Here is a 20327-nt window from a genome sequence, read left to right on the forward strand (position 1 = left end):
TGCATGCGCACACCCGTTTGCGATAATAAACAGGTTAGGTTATGCATCACAAGGAGAGTCGCGCCACCTTGGGTGGCAAATTGAGCGCCGTGCTGGTCGCCGCGGGAAGTTCCGTGGGGCTGGGCAACATCTGGCGCTTCCCCTATGTAGCCGGGGACAACGGCGGCGGGGCATTTCTGATAATCTACATCCTTTGCGTCCTGCTGCTGGGGCTGCCGCTCATGATCGCGGAGTTCACCGTGGGGCGTGCTTCGCACCGCAATGCCGTGGGTGCCTACCGGGCGCTGAACCCACGGTGGAGTTTTCTGGGTTACAACGGCGTGCTGGCCGCATTCCTGATCCTGGGGTTCTACTTCGTAGTATCGGGATGGACGGCCGAATACATGGTACACTCGGTGACGGGCAGTATCGCCCGTTTCTCGACCGCCGAGCAGTACAAGAGTCTCTTCGAGAACTTTATCAGCAATCCCTGGAGGCCGGTCGTCTACACCTGCCTGTTCGTCCTCGCAACCCATTTCGTGATCGCCATGGGCGTGCAGAAAGGCATCGAACGCTCGGCTAAAATCCTCATGCCGCTGCTGTTCCTGATTCTGATCGTACTGTCGGTACATTCGCTGCTGATGCCGGGCGGGGAAGCCGGGCTGAAGTTCCTCTTCGCCCCCGACTTCTCGAAGGTGACGCCCACGACCGTGCTCGTCGCACTGGGGCAGGCGTTCTTCTCGCTTTCGATCGGCATCGGCACGATGGTGACCTACGCCTCGTATTTCAAACCGGACACGAACCTGCGCCACACGGCGCTCAACGTCACCATCCTCGACACGCTGGTGGCCATACTGGCCGGCGTGGTGATCTTCCCGGCGGTATTCAGCGTAGGCATCGAGCCTTCGTCGGGGCCGTCGCTCGTATTCATCACCCTGCCGAGTATCTTCAACGGCATGCCGCTGAGCATGGTGTGGTCGTCGATTTTCTTCCTGCTGCTGGTCGTCGCAGCACTCACCTCGACCATCTCGCTGCACGAGGTAGTCACGGTCTACCTGCACGAGGAGTGGCACCTGAGCCGCAAGGCTGCGGCATGGCTGACGACTGCCGCCACGGCCGCCCTGGCGTCGCTGGCATCGCTGTCGCTGGGTGCGTTGGGCAGTTGGAAGATCGCCGGGCTCTCACTTTTCGATTCGCTCGACTTCCTGACGGCCAACATCCTACTGCCGGCAGGCGGGCTTTTCACCTGCATCTTCGTGGGCTGGAAGCTCGACCACCACATCCTCAAGGCACAGATCACCAACGACGGAGAGCTGAAATTCCGCATCTACGGCCTGTTCAGCTTCCTGCTCCGCTACGTCTGCCCGGCCGTGCTGCTGCTGATCTTCCTCGACAACCTCGGCGTATTCTGACACGGCCGACACGCGTTTCCCCGACCCCGGACTTCGGAAAGTCCGGGGATTTTTATTTCCGCGGCCAGGACGGAATGGAGGGCGTACATTTCGATTCAAAACCACTCTTTCTCAAAAAAGCAGACATTTCGCCCAGTTTTTTTGTGTTTTATTTTGGAAAATAAAATTAAAGATTTATTTTTGTTTCATAATGAAATTAAAAATATTACACATCACAATAAAAAACACAAATACAACCGAAAAACCCAAAAAAGGTAAAAAGCGGCACGAGATCCAATCACGACCGTAAAAGGCAAACCGCGGGCAGCACCCGCGGCCTGCATCCGTTTCAGTGACAAGCTTTCGCAGCAGCAGCCGATTGCCAGGGTATGAAAAAAGGATTACATTCCGGTGACAACGACGCACGAAGCCAATTATTAAAATATTTTTGCAGCCGGAGCGACACAGGCTCCCACCTATAATATAAAGAAACCATTCGAAAAGACCCGGCCATGAAAAACCTGTTACTTTTCCTGCTGGCCTGCAGCCTCGGCGCCGTAGCCGCAGCCCGCCCGATACGGGGATCGGTCAAATGCGGCGGAAAGCCGATGGGCGGCGTGGCCGTAACCGACGGTTATACGTTCACGCAAAGCGATGAGCAGGGCATATTCACGCTCGATGCCGACGACCAGGCGCTGTTCATCAGTCTGGTGACCCCGTCCGGCTACCTGGCTCCGCTCGATGGGGGCATCCCGCAATTCTACCGCGCATACGACCCGGCGGCCAAACGCTACGACTTCGAATTGCAACCGTGGCCCGGCCCGGACGGATGCTACGAACTGCTGGCGATCGCCGACCCGCAGCCTAAGACCGAAGAGCATTTCCGGCGGTTACGGAGCGAAGTCATGCCCGCATTGCAGGCGGCAACCGATAACGGGAGGACGCGGGGCGCGAACCAGGCCGCGATCGTGCTCGGGGACATCGTATGGGACTCCCCTGAACTCTTCGCAGGCGTGAAAGCGGAGTTCGCCGGGCTCGGGGTACCCGTATACGGCGTGATCGGCAACCACGACCACGACCTGAACAAATACACCGACCGCGAGGCGACGGAAAACTACCGCCGCCATTTCGGCCCCACCTATTATGCCTTCGACATGGGGCGCACACACTATATCGTACTCGACGACATCGTTTACCACGGCGCGAAGAAATACGAGGAGCAGATCGACACAATGCAACTGCGCTGGGCCGCCGCCTATGCGGAACGCCTGCCTGCAGGGTCGCGCGTCTGCATCGCGATGCATGCCCCGGCCATGAAATCGTGGCTCGGGAACCGCGTCATGGAGTCGGCCGAGAGGCTGATGGACGCCTTCGCCGGGCACGAACTGCACTTCATCACCGGGCATACGCACCTCAACTCGAATTACGACATCCGCGAGGGGGTCACGGAGCACAACGTAGCGCAGGTCTGCGGCAACCTCTGGTGGGATCCGATCAACTGGGACGGTACGCCCAAGGGCTTCCAGCTGTTCCGCGAATGCGGCGGGGAATTCTCGTGGGAATACCGGAGCCTGGGCGAGTCCCCGGCACGGCAGATCCGCGTATGGCACCCCGGCCAGGTGGCCAAGCACCCGGCCAGCGTCGTGGCAAAGGTGTGGAACTGGGATTCGTACTGGACGGTCGTATGGTATGAGGACGGCCGTTACCGCGGCGCCATGCAGCGTACGACGCTCGACGACCCCGATTATACCGCACACATCGATTCGCTGAAGGCCGCCGGGAGGAAAATCTCCAAAGTCCAGCGCCCACGCCCGACGAACTTCTATTTCACGGCACGCCCCTCGGCATCGGCCCGCGAGGTGGAGGTGGTCGCCACCGACCGATTCGGCCGCCGCTACTCGGAGCGCATCGCACTCGGGCACACCGACTGACATACAGGACACCAACACCAAAATCATCAATAGCCTATGAAAAAACTGATTACTTTAATCGCCGGGTTGCTGCTCGTCGCCCTGCCGGTCGGACTGGCCGGTTGTGACGACAGCGACAAGGAGATCTACAACGATGGCCGGCTGGTCACCGATGTAGTTATTCCGACCTCGATGACCGTCTACCGCGGGATGGAGGTTTCCGTTTCCGGCTACGGCTTCGCCCAAGGCGACGCCATCGCGTTACGCGCCGGCGAGGATCTCCCGGCAGCGACCACGGTAGCATCGGAAAAACTGCTGACGTTTGTCATACCCGACGGCGCGGCAGACCAGACCGTCTATAAGGTCGTGCTCAACCGGGCACAGGACTACCAGGTGCTCGGATCGAGCAAGATGACCGTACAACTGGCCATCGACGTCGACCTGGGCAAGACCATCTCGGGCAACTGGGGCGGCGACGCCGTGATCCGCGGCCGCGGGTTCATGGCTACGGACAAACTCCTATTGGAGCAAGGGGGGGGGAAGTTCGAAGCGCCGGTCAAGGGTGCTGACGATTCTTCGCTGACCTTCACCATTCCCCAGAACGCCGCCGACGGCGACTGCGAATTCACCCTGCAGCGCGGCGCAGAAGAGCAGGCACTGGGCTCCGCCAAGCTCAACCTCTCCCTGGGCGGCGTCACCGTACCGGACAAGGAGGGCGCGACGATCAAGGGTATCGTCCACCTGGCAGGACAAGGCATCGCCGACGTCCTTGTCTCGGACGGCGACCTGATCACCAAGACCGACGCCAACGGTTTCTATTGGCTCAATTCCGAAAAACGCAACGAACTCGCCTTCGTCATCCTGCCTGCGGGCTATGACGTCCCCACCGTCAAGGCGATGCCCCAGTTCTGGCAGCCCTGCACGCTCGACGCAAACACCGTCGAACAACTCGACTTCCAGCTGCTCAGGGCCGACAACGACTCCCACACCATGCTCGTGGCCACGGACATGCACCTGGCCAACCGCAACACCCCGAAAGATTACGTTCAGTTCGCCGACGGCTTCGTCAAGGAGCTGACATCGGCCTACAACTCCGCCGCACCCGGAAAGGTATACTGCCTCAACCTGGGCGATTTCTCGTGGGACGGCTACTGGTACGACAACAAGTGGGCGCTGCCCGAATGCAAGCAGACCGTCGAGGATTTCAATTTCCAGATGTGGTCGGTGATGGGTAACCACGACAACGACCCCTATGTAGCCTCCGATTTCGGCGCCGAAGGCCCCTACCGCCAACACATGGGCCCGGTTTACTACGCCATGAACATCGGCCGGATACACTACATCATGCTCGACAACACCGAGTACCTCAACACGGGCGGCTCGCAGGGTACGGTCGGTTCGCGCAATTACAACCGCCGCTTCGACGACCGGCAGCTGGCATGGCTCAAGGAGGAACTCACCCATGTCGACAAATCGACCCCGATCGTCGTGGGATGCCACTGCCCGCTTTACTCGTACAGCGGAAGCGGCGGCGTGAGCGTAGCGCTCCAGACCCAGGCCGACATCGACAAAATCCTGAGCTGCTTCGCCGGCTTCAGCAACGTGACTTTCGTCACGGGGCACACGCACGTGAACCGCAATATCCAGTCGCCGACCTATGCGAACGTCTACGAGCAGAACATCGCGGCGGTCTGCGGCACCTGGTGGTGGACGCAGCAGTACGGCAACAACAACGTCTGCACCGACGGTTCGCCCGCGGGTTACAAGATCTTCACGGTCGACGGAACCGACCTCAGATGGCAGTACAAAGCCACGGGGCTTCCCATCGAAAAGCAGTTCATCACCTACGACATGAACGAGGTCAAGGAGTACTGGGCCACCGACGCCACGGCACTCAAGGCCTTCGCCGCAGGCAACGACATGCGAAACCGCGACAAGGATTATTCGACGGTGGGCGAAAATGCCGTCTACATCAACGTCTGGGCCTACGAGCCGGGCTGGACGGTCACCGTGACGGAGAACGGAACCCCGCTCGACGTGAAACAGGTCTGGAGCAAGAAAGACCCGCTGCACAGCATTTCGTACGACATCCCGCGCGGCGCGGCCAACAACGGCACGCTCACCTTCCCCTCGACCTCCTGCATGCATATGTTCGAGGTTACGGCCTCCTCGGCGTCTTCCACGCTGGAGATATCGGTTACCGACCGCTTCGGCAACGTTAGCACGGAGTCGATGACCCGGCCCAAGGCGCTCACGACCGACGTGACCAAATAACCCTCAAAAAACCTTAAGACAATGAAGCGTATAATGAACAAATGGTTGTGGTCATTATTATGCGTCACGCTCCTGGGAGCCGCGGCGTGCAGCGACGACGACACCGAAGGGGATTCGGGGAACCCCATTCCCCCGGCACTCTCCACCGAAAACCTGCCCGATGCAGGACTGAAGTTCCTCTATTCGGCACTGACCCCGCATACATTCACCATGAACGTCGACGCGCCCTGGGAGATCACCAAGACCGCAGGCTGGTTCGTCGTCACCCCGAACAAGGGCGAGGCGGGCCAGAATATCCAGGTCACCGTCACCCCGGCCCTGAACCAGGGCGAGGCGCGCGACGGCGAATTCACCATCCGCGCCAACAGCGGCAACAACCTCCATCCCTGCCTGACGGAGAAGAGCATCCCGCTTTCGCAGGACGCCTACCTGGCGGCCGGCATCGTGATAACGGGGCTCGACGAACGCCTGCTGGCATTCGAAGCCGAAGATACGGATCCGGTGGTCTTCACCGTCGAGACATCCTACGACTGGACGCTCACGGTGGAGAACGAGACCTGGCTGACGGTAGCGCCCAAGAGCGGCAAGGCCGGCTCTGCGGCCCAAGTCACCATCACGCCCAAGGCCAACACCACCGACGAACGCCACGAGTCGAAAATCACGATCACGGCCGGTGACGCCGAATTCGGCGAGAACACCGCCGAAGAGATCATCGAGCTGGTTCAGGCGCCCTACATGCCCAAGGACACGCATGCCGAGGGATACGTCTTCTTCAGCGACGACTTCCAGTGGATTCCCGACAACTGGGTGAGCCCCTACACCAAGTACGGCTGGCCGAGCGTATCGATCGACGGCACGAACGGCAACGAGTTCGCCCTTTCGACCGACGGGATGAAAGAGGCCGTAGCGGCCAAGGGCTACACCTACACCCCCTCGGTATATGCCCGTTACGAAGGCCATGTCAAGCTGGGTAAGACCGCCAACATGGGCGCCATCACGATTCCCGCGCTCACGGGCATCGACGCCGGCAAGGCCGCGACGCTGCTCGTGCAGTTCGACGCAGCCGCCTATTCGTCGGCAGGCGGCACGGTGGACAACGGCGATGACCACATGGACGTCACGATCGAAGGCCCCGGCACGATCGGCGACCTGGTGGAAACCTCCGCGCTGGTCGAAGTGAAGAACGTCTGGGAGTGGACGCGCTACTCGCTGATCGTCTACGGCGCTACGAACGAAACCCGCATCACCTTCGGCAGCGAGCGCGAAGTGAAGTGCCGCCTCTACCTGGACAACATCACCGTGACGCGCGCCAAGGACGAGAACCCCGAAGCCCCGGCACCGGAGGCACTCGTCACCCCGTTAGACAAGGAGATCGTCAACACTTCCGATCCGAGTCTCTTCGATGCCAACAGCATGGTGGTTGCCGAAGGCGGCACGCTGACCTGCTCGGTGCGCGTCAACAAGGCCTGGACGGCAGAGACCGACTGCGACTGGCTGACGATCACCACCGTACGCTGCGGCGACGCAGACCCGTCGACGGTAACGGGCGCCAACAACGGCGCATCGCTCTCGAACGGCGTGGCGACCGTCAAGGCCACGGGGCTGCCCTACATCACCACCAAGGTGGAAGTAGGCAGGAACTCCGGAGGCGAAAGCCGCACGGGCCATATCATCATCAAGTCGGAAGGCGCAGAGATCGAGAAGGTTGCCGTCACGCAGGCTTCCGGGGCACAGATCACCATCGAAGGGCTGACGGACAATACGCTGGAGCTCAGCGACAACCCCGCAGAATCGGGTGCCGAGGTGAAATTCACGGTCAACGCCCCCTATCCCTGGACGATCGCCCCATCGGGCGCTGCGGCATGGTACGAGGTGAGCCCCGGGCAGGGTGCCGCCAACACCGACGTGGAGGTAACGGTCAAGGCGCTTGAGCAGAACCTCTCGTTCCGCCGCTTCGGCGAGTTTACGATCACGGCGGCCGAGGGCGATGCAACCCTTACCGAGAAGATCGCGCTTTCGCAGCAGCCCGTATCGCCAGGAACGGTGAAATGGGACTTGGCGTCTCCCGTACAATGGTCGTTCTCGGAAGAGGATATGGACAACTACGCCCAGGACTTCAAGGGCGGGCCCGACAGCCCGTACAACACGGTGCTGGCCCAGTCGGGGCCGGGGTACCTCTCCTATACGCACACGGCACCGAGCGATCCTGACAAGAAATGCGAACGCATCGTCGGCGGTACGGGCCATCCGTACATCACGGGCGGCTGGCCGGGCGACTACTGGACGTTCGCCGTCCCAGTGACGAACCTCGACGCAGGCACCAAAGTCCGCTTCACGGCGATCACCCGCACCTCAGCCACCGGCCACAAATTCTGGCGGATGGAGTACAACGACGGCGGCACCTGGAAACCCGCCGCGGCATTGCAAACGACCACGGAAACGGGGGAAGAGGTCTCCTACACCCACGCCATGAAAGCCGACGGGAAGACCAACATCACGGTCGACGTGACGGTCACCTATGCCAATGCGATCTCCGGCGGCAACATCGAATTCCGGTTCGTCTGCGCGGCCAACTGGCAGGCCAGCGGCAAGGGCGCACTCGCCAAGCCCAACGGCGGGACGATGCGCTGGGCCGGAGCCGGAACGGCCGACAGCCCGAGAATACAGATCGTACCCTAAACCGACCTTGACGGCTGCGGCCGCCCGCAGGACGACCGCAGCCGTTCGACAAAAAAACCCGAATCAAAAAAAATCAACAATATGAAGCTTAAAACATACATACGGAATGCTTTGGCAACCGCGGTAATGTTGCTGGTCGCTTCGGCCGCCTGGGCCCAAAGCCGCAACATCACGGGCATCGTGTTCGACACGGACGGCAAAAGCCCGCTCGTCGGGGCCACCGTCATCCTGAAGGGGACTGCGACAGGCACGATTTCGAACGCAGACGGAACCTATACGATCCATGTGGGCAGCGACAACGACGTGCTGGTCTTCCAGTCGCTGGGCTATGACCCGCAGGAGGTCACGGTCGGAAGCCGCACCACGGTCAATGTCACGCTGAAAGAATCGGCGCAGAAGATCGACGAAGTGGTCGTCACGGCACTCGGCCTGACCCGCTCGGAGAAATCGGTCGGCTATGCCGTTTCGAAAGTCTCGGGCGACGAACTCACCAAATCCATATCGAGCAACTGGGTGACGGGGCTCAACGGCAAGGTCGCCGGTATGTCGATGTCCTCAGCGGGCACCGGCCCCGGCGGTACGGTACGTGTGACGCTGCGCGGCGACACGTCGCTCAACTACGGCGCCAACGAAGCGCTGTTCGTCATCGACGGTATCCCGATGAGCAACGGCTCGGTAGCATCCGGTTCGGGCGCCAACTACGCCAACAGCAACGCCCCGGTGGACTTCGGTAACCCGATCTCCGACCTCAACCCCGACGACATCGAGAACGTCTCCGTCCTCAAGGGCCCCGCCGCAGCCGCGCTTTATGGTTCGATGGGCCAGAACGGCGTGGTGCTCATCACCACCAAGTCGGGCCGCGAACAGCGCGGTATCGGCGTTACCTACAACGGTTCGGTGACCTTCGAGACCGCAGGCTTCTGGCCCGAATTCCAGGAGGAATACGGCCCCTCGGCCGTCACCACGTCGCTCACCAACCGCGTCGCATCGGCATGGGGCCTTCCCGGCACGATGACCTATGACGGGCAGCCCGTCCGCCAGCAGATTTCGCGCTACACGTACGGCGAGCATTTCGACTCCAGCAAGCTGCGCTACCTCTACATGTCGAAGAACTGGGAGACCGGGGAGTTCACCCCCCTGCCGTGGGTATACGCCGACGACTGGTTCACCGGCCTCTTCGAAACGGGCGTTACGTGGAGCAACTCGGTGACCATCGACGGTTCGACGGGCAAGGGTACGAGCACGCGCTTCTCGTTCACCGACCTGCGCAACGACTGGATCACGCCCAACTCGGGCTACGAACAGCAGACCTTCGCACTGGCCCTGAACCAGAAGATCAGCAAGGCCATCAAACTGGCGGCAAAGGTCAACTACATCCGCAAGAACAGCGACAACATGCCCATGTCGGGTTACAGCCAGGGTTCGCCCATGTACGGCCTGATCTGGGGCTACAACACCAACCCCATCTCGGCTTACCGCGACGAGTACATGCAGGGCCGTTATACCTACGCCAACTACCTGGCAGGCAGTGGCGAGGACAAGTACAACACCACTTCGGGGCTTATCTACAACAGCCTCGAGGGCCACAACCCCTACCGCACGCTGTACGAGGAGCTGAACAAACTGGATCGTGACCGTATCTTCGGCAACGTGAGCATCGACTTCACGATCCTGCCCGAGCTGACCTTCACGCTGCGCGGCGGCTTCGACGCCAATATCGAATGGCGCTCGCAGCAGAAACCCTTCATGTCGCTCGACAACCGCTACGGCATGTACCGCGAGAAGACCATCCGCCGCTACGACTACAACTCGGACTTCCTGCTCAAGTACAACAAGCTGTGGGATCGCTTCGGCGTCACGGCGGCGTTCGGCGGCAGCGTCCTGCGCAACAAGTACTACTCGACCACCATCACCGCCTCGCAGCTGAGCAGCGAAGGCCCCGGCATGTATTCGTTCGCCAACGCCGCGGTAGCCCTCGACACGTCGCCCTACCGCAGCAACCGGCAGACCAACAGCCTTTACGGCTTCGTCAACCTGTCGTGGGACGACACCTACTTCCTCGACCTCACGGCCCGCAACGACTGGTCATCGACGCTGGCTCCCTCCAACTGGAGCTATTTCTACCCGTCGGTATCGGCCAGCATCCTGCTCGACAAGGCGTTCAAGATCAACTCCCCTCATGTCAACATGATCAAGCTGCGCGGTTCGTGGGCACAGGTGGGTAACGACACTTCGGTCTTCTCGCTCTACGACGACTACTCGACCACGGACTATCCGGGCGGCGTCACGCTGCCTACGGCCAGCAACTACCCGTACATCCTCCCGGAAAAGACCAGCAGCTGGGAAGTCGGCCTGGAAACCAAGTTCCTGGGCAACCGGCTCAATGTCGACGTGGCGCTCTACAAGACCAGCACCCGCAACCAGATCATCAGCGCCGAAACGAGCGCCGAAACAGGCAGTACGTCCCGCAAGATGAACGCCGGCCTGATTACCAACAAGGGTGTCGAGGTCACGTTCCGCATGGTTCCCGTCCGCACGAAGGACATCAACTGGGAGATCAACGGCAACTGGTCGCTCAACAAGAACAAACTCAACGAGCTGCAGAACGGATGGGATCCCGCAACGCCGTTGCAGACCTCGACCTCGACGACCATCGGCAGCCGTATATTCGTCTACTCGTACGTGGGCAAGTCCATGCACCAGCTCTATTCGGCCAGCCACTACGAGTACGCGCCGGAGGGTTCGACCTACACGGACGAAAACGGCAACCAGGTCGACTGCTCGGGCATGCAGATCATCAACGCCAAGACCGGCTACCCGCTGCTGACCAAGGAGACCGACTCCAAGAAGTTCGAGCACCTGGGCAGCGTAATCCCCGACTGGAAGGCAGGCTTCGGCACGACGTTCCGCTACAAGAACCTCTCGCTGAGCGCGCAGTTCACGGCGCAGGTCGGCGGCGTGGCCTACTCGGTGACCAACTTCGCACTCTCGTACCAGGGCAAACTGAAGAACTCGCTCGCCGGACGTGACGACGGCCTGGTTCTGCAGGGCGTCAACGCCGTGGACAACGGCGACGGCACGGTTTCCTACCAGAAGAACACCGCCGTCACGGAGAACATCTACACCTACTACCAGTCCTACAAATGGGTACGCGACAACGGCCGCGAAAACACGTTCAGCACCGACTTCCTCAAGTTCAAGGAGTTGCGCATCGACTACCAGCTGCCCAAACACCTGATGGCCAAGACCCGGTTCCTGCAGGGCGCGTCGATCGGGTTCTTCGCCACCAACCTCTTCTGCATCACCGACTGGCCGCAGTTCGATCCCGAGGCGGCGGGTCTGGTCAACGGTACGAACATTTACCCCGGTATCGAAACCGTCACCTTCCCGATGACGCGTACCTACGGTATCAACATCAAACTTCAGTTCTAAAACCGCGAACACCATGAAATACGCAAAACATATCCTGATACTCGCGCTGCTCGCCGCATCGGGCGCATGTACGAACGATTTCGAGGATTACAACACCAATCCGAACAAACAATCGGAAGGATCGGTAGCCCCCATCGCACTGCTCGAACCGCTGATTTACAGCTCCACGAACAGCTATTCGTCCTACATGCTGAGCATCGCCAACGAAATTTCGCAGGTCACCGTGGCCAAGTCGACACCGCGCCGCGAACACTGCTACAACCTTGCCGACGGCAACTTCAAGGCCATCTGGAACCTCGGGTACAAATGGGCCGGCAATGCCAAGCACATGTACGACCTGGCCGTGGCGCAGAACCAGCCCAACTTCCAGGCCATCGGCCTGACGCTGAAGGTCTATAACATGTCGATCCTCACCGACATGTTCGGTTCGATCGCCTACCGCGAGGCGCTCAAGGGCGGCGAGGGCATCAACACCCCGCATATCGACTCGCAGCAGGAGGTCTATACGGCCATGCTGGAGGAGCTCGAACTGGCCAACTCGCTCTACAACGCCAGCCTGGGGCTGGACGACCCCACCAAGGACGGCATCTACGGCGGCGACATCGCCAAGTGGCAGAAATTCACCAACACGCTGCGCCTGCGCCTGCTGATGCGCGTGAGCGGCCGTAACAACGCCTTCACCCCCACGGTCGGCGAGCAGATCAACCAGATCATCTCCAACCCGGGCAAATACCCCGTCTTCGAATCGAACGACGACAACGCCACCGTGAAGTTCTCCGGCAGCGCGGAATATTACAAGACCTATTTCAACTCCAGTTCGTTCCCCGACGACAAGAGCCTGTCGAGCGACCACCACGTCGCCGCCCAACTGCTCGACCTGCTCTACGACGCTTCGGACGGCTTCGTCGACCCGCGCCTGCGCATCTGGATCAAGCCCCGTTACGTCCAGTATCCCAGTGCGACCGAGCCCGATGTGATCCGCGAAATGATCGGCGCCGTCTCGGGCTGTACGATCAACTACAACGGCATCACCTCCATCAGCGAACGCGAACCCTACCTGCATTACGAAACGCTGGTGGGCGACACGCGCCCCAACCACATGCTCGACTACGACGAGCTGCTCTTCATCAAGGCCGAAGCAGCGATGAACGGCTGGATATCGGGCTCCGCCAAGGAGTATTACGAAGCGGCGATCACCGCGTCGTGCCAGAAATGGGGCGAATACGGCATTTACGCCTCCTACCCCGAACTCAACGCGTCGAACAAGATCGAACTGAAAACCGTAGCCATCACGCAGAAGAACATCGCCGCACTGCTGGCGAGCGACCACGTAAAATGGAATAATACCCAGCAGCGCCTCGCCGAGCAGAAATGGCTCTCGCTGTTCTGGGTCATCGGCTTCCAGATGTACCACGAAATGCGCCGCACGGGGTATCCCGAGTGCAAGACCGGCATGGGAACGATCGAGCTGAACGCCACGGGCGGCAAGTTCATCGCCCGCTATCCCTATCCGTCGATCGCGATCGCCAACAACCGTGCGAACTATACGGCCGCATTCGAGGCACAGGGCGGTACCATCAACGACAACACCATGGTCTTCCCGATCTGGTGGAGCGGCCAGGCCGTCGCCAAGGATGCCGGGCAGCCGTGGGAACACTCGTTCCGCAAGAATGTCATCGCCGAAGAGAACTTATAATCTAAAAACGAACGCACTATGAACGCGAAAAACATATTCCGCAACATAAGGGGCCTGGCCATGTCGGCGCTGCTCCTGATCCCGGCGGCCTTCGTCTCGTGCAGCGACGACGACACGGAGGGCGGCAGCCCCTACTTCCGGCTGGAGAATACCGTCGTATCGAGCAAGCTGGTGACCGCCTCCTCCGACCTGGGTTTCGACGCCGAGGCCATCATCGGCGACGCCACGCTCGAACTGATCCGTTACGACATCCGTTCGAACTGCAACTGGAGTGTCGAATGCAACTCCACGGACGGAGACTGGATCAAATTCTACCCCAAGACAGGCCAGGGCGACGGCAAGGTACGCTTCTGCCTGGACGATAACGACGCCAACACCCCGCGTTCGGCGACGGTCGTATTCCGCTATGCGGACGGCAGGCAGACCGAAACGACCCTCGTCGTCAACCAGAGCGCCAACGAACCTTACATCCGGTTCGTCGTCAACAACATCGAGACGAACGAGATCGTAGCGGGACGTTATGCCGCCCATTACGACATCAGGGTCGCGTCGAACGTGACGCCGTTCTACGAACCCGAAAAAGCCGAATGGGCAACCTTCACCGAGACGGGCAACGGGACTTTCACGCTCGACATCGAGGAGTATCCCGAGCAGCCGGCATCCCTGAGCCGTGATTTCAGCATCGCCTTCAAGGGCAGCGGCCAGTACAAGGACATCAGGGCCGACCTGAACATCCTGCAGGACATCACGCCGCAGATCGAGATTACGAGCGAGGACATCGGCGACGACCTGGCACTGCCCCCGTTCCCGGCCTACCAGCCCAATGCATTCACCTTCAAGGTGAAATCCAACTGGGACTGGACGATTTCGGTTGCCGAGAACGCATGGATCGAGGTCACGCCCTCGGCCGGCGAAGCGGACAAGGAGTATGTCATGACGGTGAAAGCGACCAGCAACCTCTCGCTCGACGAACGCTCCGCTTCGTTCTCGATCATCTCGGACGAGGTGCTCGGCACCAAAGCCGTCAAGGAGATGTTCGTGACACAGGAAAGCCTGGCGGAAGGCGGGCCGCTGGAAGGTCTGGACGCCCCGGTAAAGTGGTTCTTCAACGGCGCCTCGGGCACGGACTACACGGCCATGAAAGAGCAGTTCGAGCAGAACAACAAGCTCATGGCCTCGTCGGGCGTAGGCTATATCTCCTACTTCCACACCTTCAACCCCGACGGCAGCCTGCACCCCAACAGCACGCGCATGATCGGCGGTACGGGACAGCCTTACGTCACGGGAGCATGGAAGGGCGACTACTGGTTGTTCGAAGTTCCGGTCAAGAACTTCAAGTCGGGCACGAAGGTTCGTTTCACGGGTCTCACGCGCATCTCCGGCACCGGACAGAAGTACTGGAGCCTGCAATACATGGACGGTACGAGCTGGAAACCGGCGACCGACACGCAGACCGCAACCGTCAACGGGGAACAGATTACCTACACGCATCTGGTACCGACGGCCAATATGCAGATCGACGAGACAATGACCTTCGCACGCGGTATCAGCGACGGCAGCGTCAAGATCCGGTTCTATTGCGAAGCCAACACCACGGGCGGCACGGAACCCAACGGCGGTACGATCCGCTGGGCAAGTTCCGCCGATAACGGGTACAACGACAGTCCGGTCATTCAGGTTGTCGAATAACACCGTTCGATCCCCATACCGAAGAGGGAGGCCTTCAGGCCTCCCTCTTCTTTTATTCCGCCCCGGGTGGCAACGGCGATGGCGGTGGTACAGGCCTCCGAAGGCCGGGCCCGCCGGGCCCGAGGCACATGCCTTTCCGTCCAAGCCGTGAATGGCGCCCCGGAGCATATCAGGCGGCGGAGAGGGACGCACGGGCGCCGACACGGACACACAACTCGCGGGCACACGAGTTCAAGACGCACAGCACACGGCGCTGGACACCCGGTTCACGGCGCAAGGCGTACCGGCACACAGTACACAATTCACGGAGCACCGGAGCATCAACGCACGGTACACAATTCATGACACACCGAAAAAACGGAACACCAACGCACAGCACACGGTTCACGGAGCACGGTTCCCAGAGCACAGGACACGGATCATAGGTCATGACACACGGACGCAACTGATAACCGCTACGCACCGCCGGAAACGCCGCAAAAAAGGGAGCCTATGAAAGGCTCCCTTTAATATCTGTACCAAAGTCGTCAGTTGATGTTCCGCCGGTCGGGTTCGTGGTCGGGGGAAGCGGCTTCCATGTCGATCTGCAACTTGACCATGTTGATGGCCGTCGCAGCCGCTTCATCGCCCTTGTTGCCGTGGCGGCCGCCGCAGCGGTCGAGCGCCTGCTGCATGTCGTTGACGGTCAGCACACCGAATGCGATCGGCATGTTCCACTGGATCTGCAGCTGGGTGATACCCTGCGTCACGCCCTGGCAAATGAAATCGAAATGGCGCGTATCGCCCTGGATGACACACCCGAGCGCGATCACCGCGTCGACATCGGTATATTCGGCGAAAAACTGTGCGCCGAGCGCCAGTTCGAACGTCCCGGGGACATATTTGATCTGGATGTTCAGGTCGGGGCATCCGGCGGCACGCAACGTGCGCACGGCGCCTTCGAGAAGGGCTTCGGTGACCTCGCGGTTCCACTCGGCCACGACGATGCCGAACCGCATCTCGGCGGCCGAAGGCAGGGGTGAATCGAATTGGGAAAGGTTATGCTTCTTGGTCGCCATAGTCTCCGGTTATTTTATGCTGCCGAGAAGTTTCTCCGCGTCGCGTGCGTCCATCGACGCCGGGTACGAAGTCAGTATCCGCTCGTAGTATGCGGCCGCTTTCGCGCCGTTGCCCTGGGCCTGCTCGGCCAGGCCGGCTTTGCGGAGGTACATCGGAGCGGTGAGGTTGTTGTCGGCAGCCGCTACGGCTTTGTCGTAGAATTTCACAGCCTTGGCATAGTCCTTCTGCTCGACGGCGATGTCACCCTGCAACCCGTAGTTCTGGGCGTTGATCAATGCGCCCGGGATACCCTTTACGGGCGAATACCTGGCCAGGAATTCGGCGGCATTCTCCAGGTCGCCGGCCTTCAGGTAACAGATGCCGGCGTAGTGTTTGGCAAGGTTGCCCGAAGGGGTCGAGCCGTACTTCTCGATCACCTCGAGGAATCCGGCGCCGTTGGCATCGCCTTCGAGTGCCAGCGCATAGTCCGCATTCTGATCCTCGAAACGGTACTGCGCCTCGGCGATCATTTCGGCGGCCTTCTCGGCACGCGGCGACACGATCAGTGCGCGGTAGCCGAAAACGAGGGCTGCGAGCACCAGCAATCCGAGGAAAACATACGACAACATACGGCCGTTCTTCTCGAAGAAAAACTCAGTTTTGTTCATTGCTTCGCCAAGGGTTTCCTGCTCGGCGACATGCTGTTTTGCCATAAAAATCTATCTTGTTTAGTTTATAATTCCGTACGTTAGGCAGCAAAGATACAAAACTATTCACAATGTACAATGCCGCATCCCGATTTTTTGCAACTCGGGATACATGCGACGGGCGCAATGCCCAAATAAATTTGGCATTGCGCTCGGCTTGCACTATCTTTACAGAACACAGGCGGCGCCTTGGCAATGCCCAAATAAATTTGGCATTGCGCTCGGCTTGCACTATCTTTGAACCATGTATCTGAAGAAAATATCGCTGCTCAACTTCAAGAATATCGCACAGGAGGAACTCGCCCTGTGCCCCGGCATCAACTGCCTGGTGGGCGACAACGGGGCGGGCAAGACCAACGTCATCGACGCGGTCTATTACCTCTCGATGTGCAAGTCGTCGCTGGCGATGACCGACGGGCAGAGCGTCCGCCACGGCGCGGATTTCTTCCTCGCCGAAGGACAGTACCTCACCGATGCGGGCAAGACGGAGAGCGTCGTGTGCTCGTTCTCGCGCAAGGGCGGCAAGGTGCTCAAACGCAACGGAAAGGAGTACGAACGGCTGTCGGATCACGTGGGGCTGATTCCGGTCGTGATCGTGTCGCCGGCCGACAGTGCGCTCATCAGCGACGCCGCGGACGAACGCCGCCGCTACCTCAACGGCTTCATCTCGCAGCTCGACCGCACCTACCTGGCCGCCGTAATGCGTTACAACGGCGTGCTGGCCGAACGCAACCGCCTGCTCAAGAACATGCCCGACGAAACGATGCTCCGCATTTACGACATGCAACTCGTCGAGCAGGGCAACCGGATACACGCCCTGCGGCGGGAGTTCACGCAACGGCTGCAACCCGTCGTCGCGGACTATTACCGCACCCTCTCGGGCGACCGCGAGCAGGTCGAACTGCACTACAAGTCGGAGCTGAACGACCGGCCGTTCGACGAACTGCTCCTCGCGGCACGGCAAAAAGACCTCGCCAACGAATTCACCACGGCAGGCATCCACCGCGACGACCTGGTGCTGAAAATCGGCGGCTACCCCCTGCGCAAATACGGGTCGCAGGGGCAGCAGAAATCGTTCCTGATAGCCCTCAAACTGGCGCAATACACCATCGTCGCCCGGGAAAAGGGCGAAAAACCGATCCTGCTGCTGGACGACCTCTTCGACAAGCTCGACGCCGGGCGCGTGGAGCAGTTGATCCGCCTCGTGTCCGAAGATTCGTTCGGGCAGATCTTGATCACCGACTGCAACCCCACACGGCTGCGTACGATCCTCGACAAGGCGGGCGGCGAATATGCGCTTTTCACGGTCGGGAACGGGGCGGTGACGCAGGGGAATGCAACGGCAACGGCTGCCGCGGCAGACCCGGACAAAGGATCGGCCGGAAGCCGGCCCGGGAATGCGGTAACGGACGGGGCTGCGGAACCGATGGAGGAAAAAACACCGGGACAGACCGGGACTGCGGTCGCGGATCGGACAGAAGGGCAAGCCGGGGAATCGCCGGCGGGAGAACCCGCGCGGCGGCCTTCGGAACCAGTCCCGGCACCGGAGCCTGCCGAAGAACCGGCAGCAGAACCCGACGGCAACGGGGCACGCCCCGGGGATGCAGCATCGGAAGGAGGACGGCCATGAGACGGACGAAGACCATGCTGATGGGCGACCTGCTGGAGGAGTTTTTCAAACGCCCCTATGTTGCGGCGAAAGTCGCCGAAGGGAAACTGCCCGACACCTGGCGCGAGATCGTGGGCGACCGCGCCGCGGAGATTACGACCGAGCTGAAAATCGAAAACCACATCCTCTATGCCCGCATCCAGTCGAGCGTGCTCCGCTCGGAGCTTTTCTACCAGCGCGAGGCGCTCAAGGAGGAGATCAACCGCCGCTCGGGCGTGCGGCTGGTCAATGCCGTGATTATCCGGTAAAACACACAGCCGCCACCACCCGGCAAACACAGGGCTGCCGCAAGACGGGCGGTCAAATACAGGGCCGCCGAACTCCGGGCCGCAGGAAACAGAGCTGCCGGAAACAGGCTCCCGAATCAGTACCTTCGGAGTCAGGGCTGCCGAAAACCGGGAGCCGGACGCCGCGGGCAAATCCCCGGCCAACGCCTGTGAATCTCCGGCCAAGCAACTCCCGGCCACGACAGGCGAAGCCCCGGAAACTGCAGCCCCGGAAATCAGGACAAAAAAAGGTGCAGGACAATCCTGCACCTTTTTCTTTTCTACTTCGGGGGAAGCCCGCAGCCTCGCTCCCGATTACTGGATAATCGCGGCACGGTTGGCGGCCTGAACCTTCTTGAACGGATCGGGCGAGTTGCCCTTGCCCTCGTAATTCAGCTGCTTGGGGTTGACGCCCTTCGATACGAGGAAGTCGAATACCCGCTTGGCACGGTGCTCGGCGACGCGCTTGTTTCCGGCCTTGGTTCCCGTCTGCTGGTCGGCATGGCCCACGATCTGGTAAACCATGTCCTGCGGGCCGTTCTTGATCTTCTCGGCCACCAGCTCGAGGCGGGTCTTCTCCTGCGGGGTCAGCCACGACATGCTGTAATCGAAGAGGATGATCGAAGTATCGGCTGCAACCTGCTCCTCGGCGGCAACGACGGTAGCGGCCGCGGCGGCAGTAGCTGCCGCAGCTGCGGCATCGGCCGTGGCGGCGAGCTCGGCCTGCGAGGCGGCAAGCTGCTGTGCCAGCTGGGCATTCTCGACCTCCATGGCGGCGGCAGCGGCCATGCTGGCGGCTACGGCGTCCTGGAAAGCCTGGATGTCCGCAACGGTATAGCCCGCAACACCGCGCTGCCAGCCGCGCTTGTTAAAGCGGTAGGTGAAACCTGCCGTAGCGCTGAAGCCGAACAGGTAGGAGCCGTCCATCGCAACGGGGCTGACCCGCGAAGGCGCTATCAGCCCTTTGAGTTCGATATTGAAATCGAACGACGGCGAAATGCGGAACTTGTTGAGCCAGCCCAAAGTGAACGCGAACGACTGGTGCGTACCCGAACCGTTGTTCTCGTGGCTCTTGTCGGTGAAGTTCGAGGCCATATATCCGAAACCGGCGAACGGCACGGCATAGTAGGCTCTGTCTTCACGATAACCCCCTGCCCAGTTGGAGAAGTTGAGCATGAAATCGGCATGCACGAACAAATAGGGCCATTTCGCCTTGCCCAGCACATCGTCGAAATTGGCGAACCGGCCGCCCTGCAACTGGAGGCGCATACCGGTCACCGGATGGAACCATTTGGTAAGGCCGAAGTTGGCCTCGAAATTAATACGGTCGCCGAAACTCCCCTGGTTGGTACCGTTGGAAAGGGCCGTACCGGCACCGCCCCCAAGCGTAATTTCCCAGTTATCCCAGAAACCGTTCGACACGAAACCGGCGAAGCTCGGTTTTTTGGGCGTGTCCTGCGCCCACACAGACGTAGCCAATGCCACGGCTGCCAACAATAGAATAAGTTTTTTCATGGTCAATAATATTTAATCCCAATAATAAAGTTTCTCTTTTCCCGAAACCGTTAATTGACAGGTCATAGCACAAAAACAGCGC

12 protein-coding genes are annotated in these 20327 nt (G+C 60.3%); 9 read left to right on the forward strand and 3 right to left on the reverse strand.

Annotated elements, in window-relative coordinates; translation table 11 throughout:
• Positions 1-41: 41 nt before the first annotated feature.
• From B3C38_RS03950 to B3C38_RS03980, 7 genes are all read left to right on the forward strand, one after another.
• Positions 42-1391 carry a sodium-dependent transporter gene (locus B3C38_RS03950; RefSeq protein WP_022333848.1) on the forward strand — a complete coding sequence of 450 codons (1350 nt, stop codon included), beginning with the start codon at positions 42-44 and terminating at the stop codon, positions 1389-1391.
• Between the two features lie 491 nt (positions 1392-1882).
• Complete coding sequence (locus tag B3C38_RS03955) at positions 1883-3301, forward strand: calcineurin-like phosphoesterase family protein (protein WP_286725565.1); 1419 nt, start codon at positions 1883-1885, stop codon at positions 3299-3301.
• Between the two features lie 36 nt (positions 3302-3337).
• Entirely contained in the window at positions 3338-5554 is a 2217-nt protein-coding gene (locus B3C38_RS03960; protein WP_286725567.1) for a calcineurin-like phosphoesterase family protein, read from the forward strand.
• Positions 5555-5575: 21 nt separating this feature from the next.
• The gene (locus B3C38_RS03965; protein ID WP_286725568.1) at positions 5576-8233 is read left to right on the forward strand and encodes a BACON domain-containing protein; all 2658 of its coding nucleotides are present in this window, start codon (positions 5576-5578) and stop codon (positions 8231-8233) included.
• Positions 8234-8314: 81 nt separating this feature from the next.
• Positions 8315-11665, forward strand: a complete 3351-nt coding sequence (locus B3C38_RS03970) for a SusC/RagA family TonB-linked outer membrane protein (protein WP_286725571.1) — start codon at positions 8315-8317, stop codon at positions 11663-11665.
• Positions 11666-11678: 13 nt separating this feature from the next.
• Complete coding sequence (locus B3C38_RS03975) at positions 11679-13361, forward strand: SusD/RagB family nutrient-binding outer membrane lipoprotein (RefSeq protein WP_237957461.1); 1683 nt, start codon at positions 11679-11681, stop codon at positions 13359-13361.
• An 18-nt stretch (positions 13362-13379) separates the two neighbouring features.
• Entirely contained in the window at positions 13380-15050 is a 1671-nt protein-coding gene (locus B3C38_RS03980; protein WP_117507599.1) for a BACON domain-containing protein, read from the forward strand.
• 527 nt (positions 15051-15577) lie between these two features.
• Here B3C38_RS03980 and ribH read toward each other — a convergent pair.
• Positions 15578-16108, reverse strand: coding sequence for a 6,7-dimethyl-8-ribityllumazine synthase (ribH, locus tag B3C38_RS03985; RefSeq protein WP_022333855.1), 531 nt, complete (start codon positions 16106-16108; stop codon positions 15578-15580).
• Positions 16109-16117: 9 nt separating this feature from the next.
• Positions 16118-16801: a tetratricopeptide repeat protein gene (locus tag B3C38_RS03990; RefSeq protein ID WP_286725578.1), complete on the reverse strand. Its 684-nt coding sequence runs from the start codon at positions 16799-16801 to the stop codon at positions 16118-16120.
• 238 nt (positions 16802-17039) lie between these two features.
• On the opposite strand from B3C38_RS03990, the gene recF reads away from it, so the two are divergent.
• Positions 17040-18425, forward strand: a complete 1386-nt coding sequence (recF, locus tag B3C38_RS03995; RefSeq protein WP_286725579.1) for a DNA replication/repair protein RecF — start codon at positions 17040-17042, stop codon at positions 18423-18425.
• A 14-nt stretch (positions 18426-18439) separates the two neighbouring features.
• Positions 18440-18712: a DUF721 domain-containing protein gene (locus B3C38_RS04000; RefSeq protein ID WP_055202647.1), complete on the forward strand. Its 273-nt coding sequence runs from the start codon at positions 18440-18442 to the stop codon at positions 18710-18712.
• Between the two features lie 333 nt (positions 18713-19045).
• Here the strand turns inward: B3C38_RS04000 and B3C38_RS04005 are convergent, their stop codons facing one another.
• Positions 19046-20245 carry an OmpA family protein gene (locus B3C38_RS04005; protein WP_022333859.1) on the reverse strand — a complete coding sequence of 400 codons (1200 nt, stop codon included), beginning with the start codon at positions 20243-20245 and terminating at the stop codon, positions 19046-19048.
• Positions 20246-20327 lie beyond the last annotated feature (82 nt).

It is taken from the genome of Alistipes sp. UBA1686 (genome assembly GCF_002320215.1).
GTDB classification, from domain to species: Bacteria; Bacteroidota; Bacteroidia; order Bacteroidales; family Rikenellaceae; genus Alistipes; species Alistipes onderdonkii.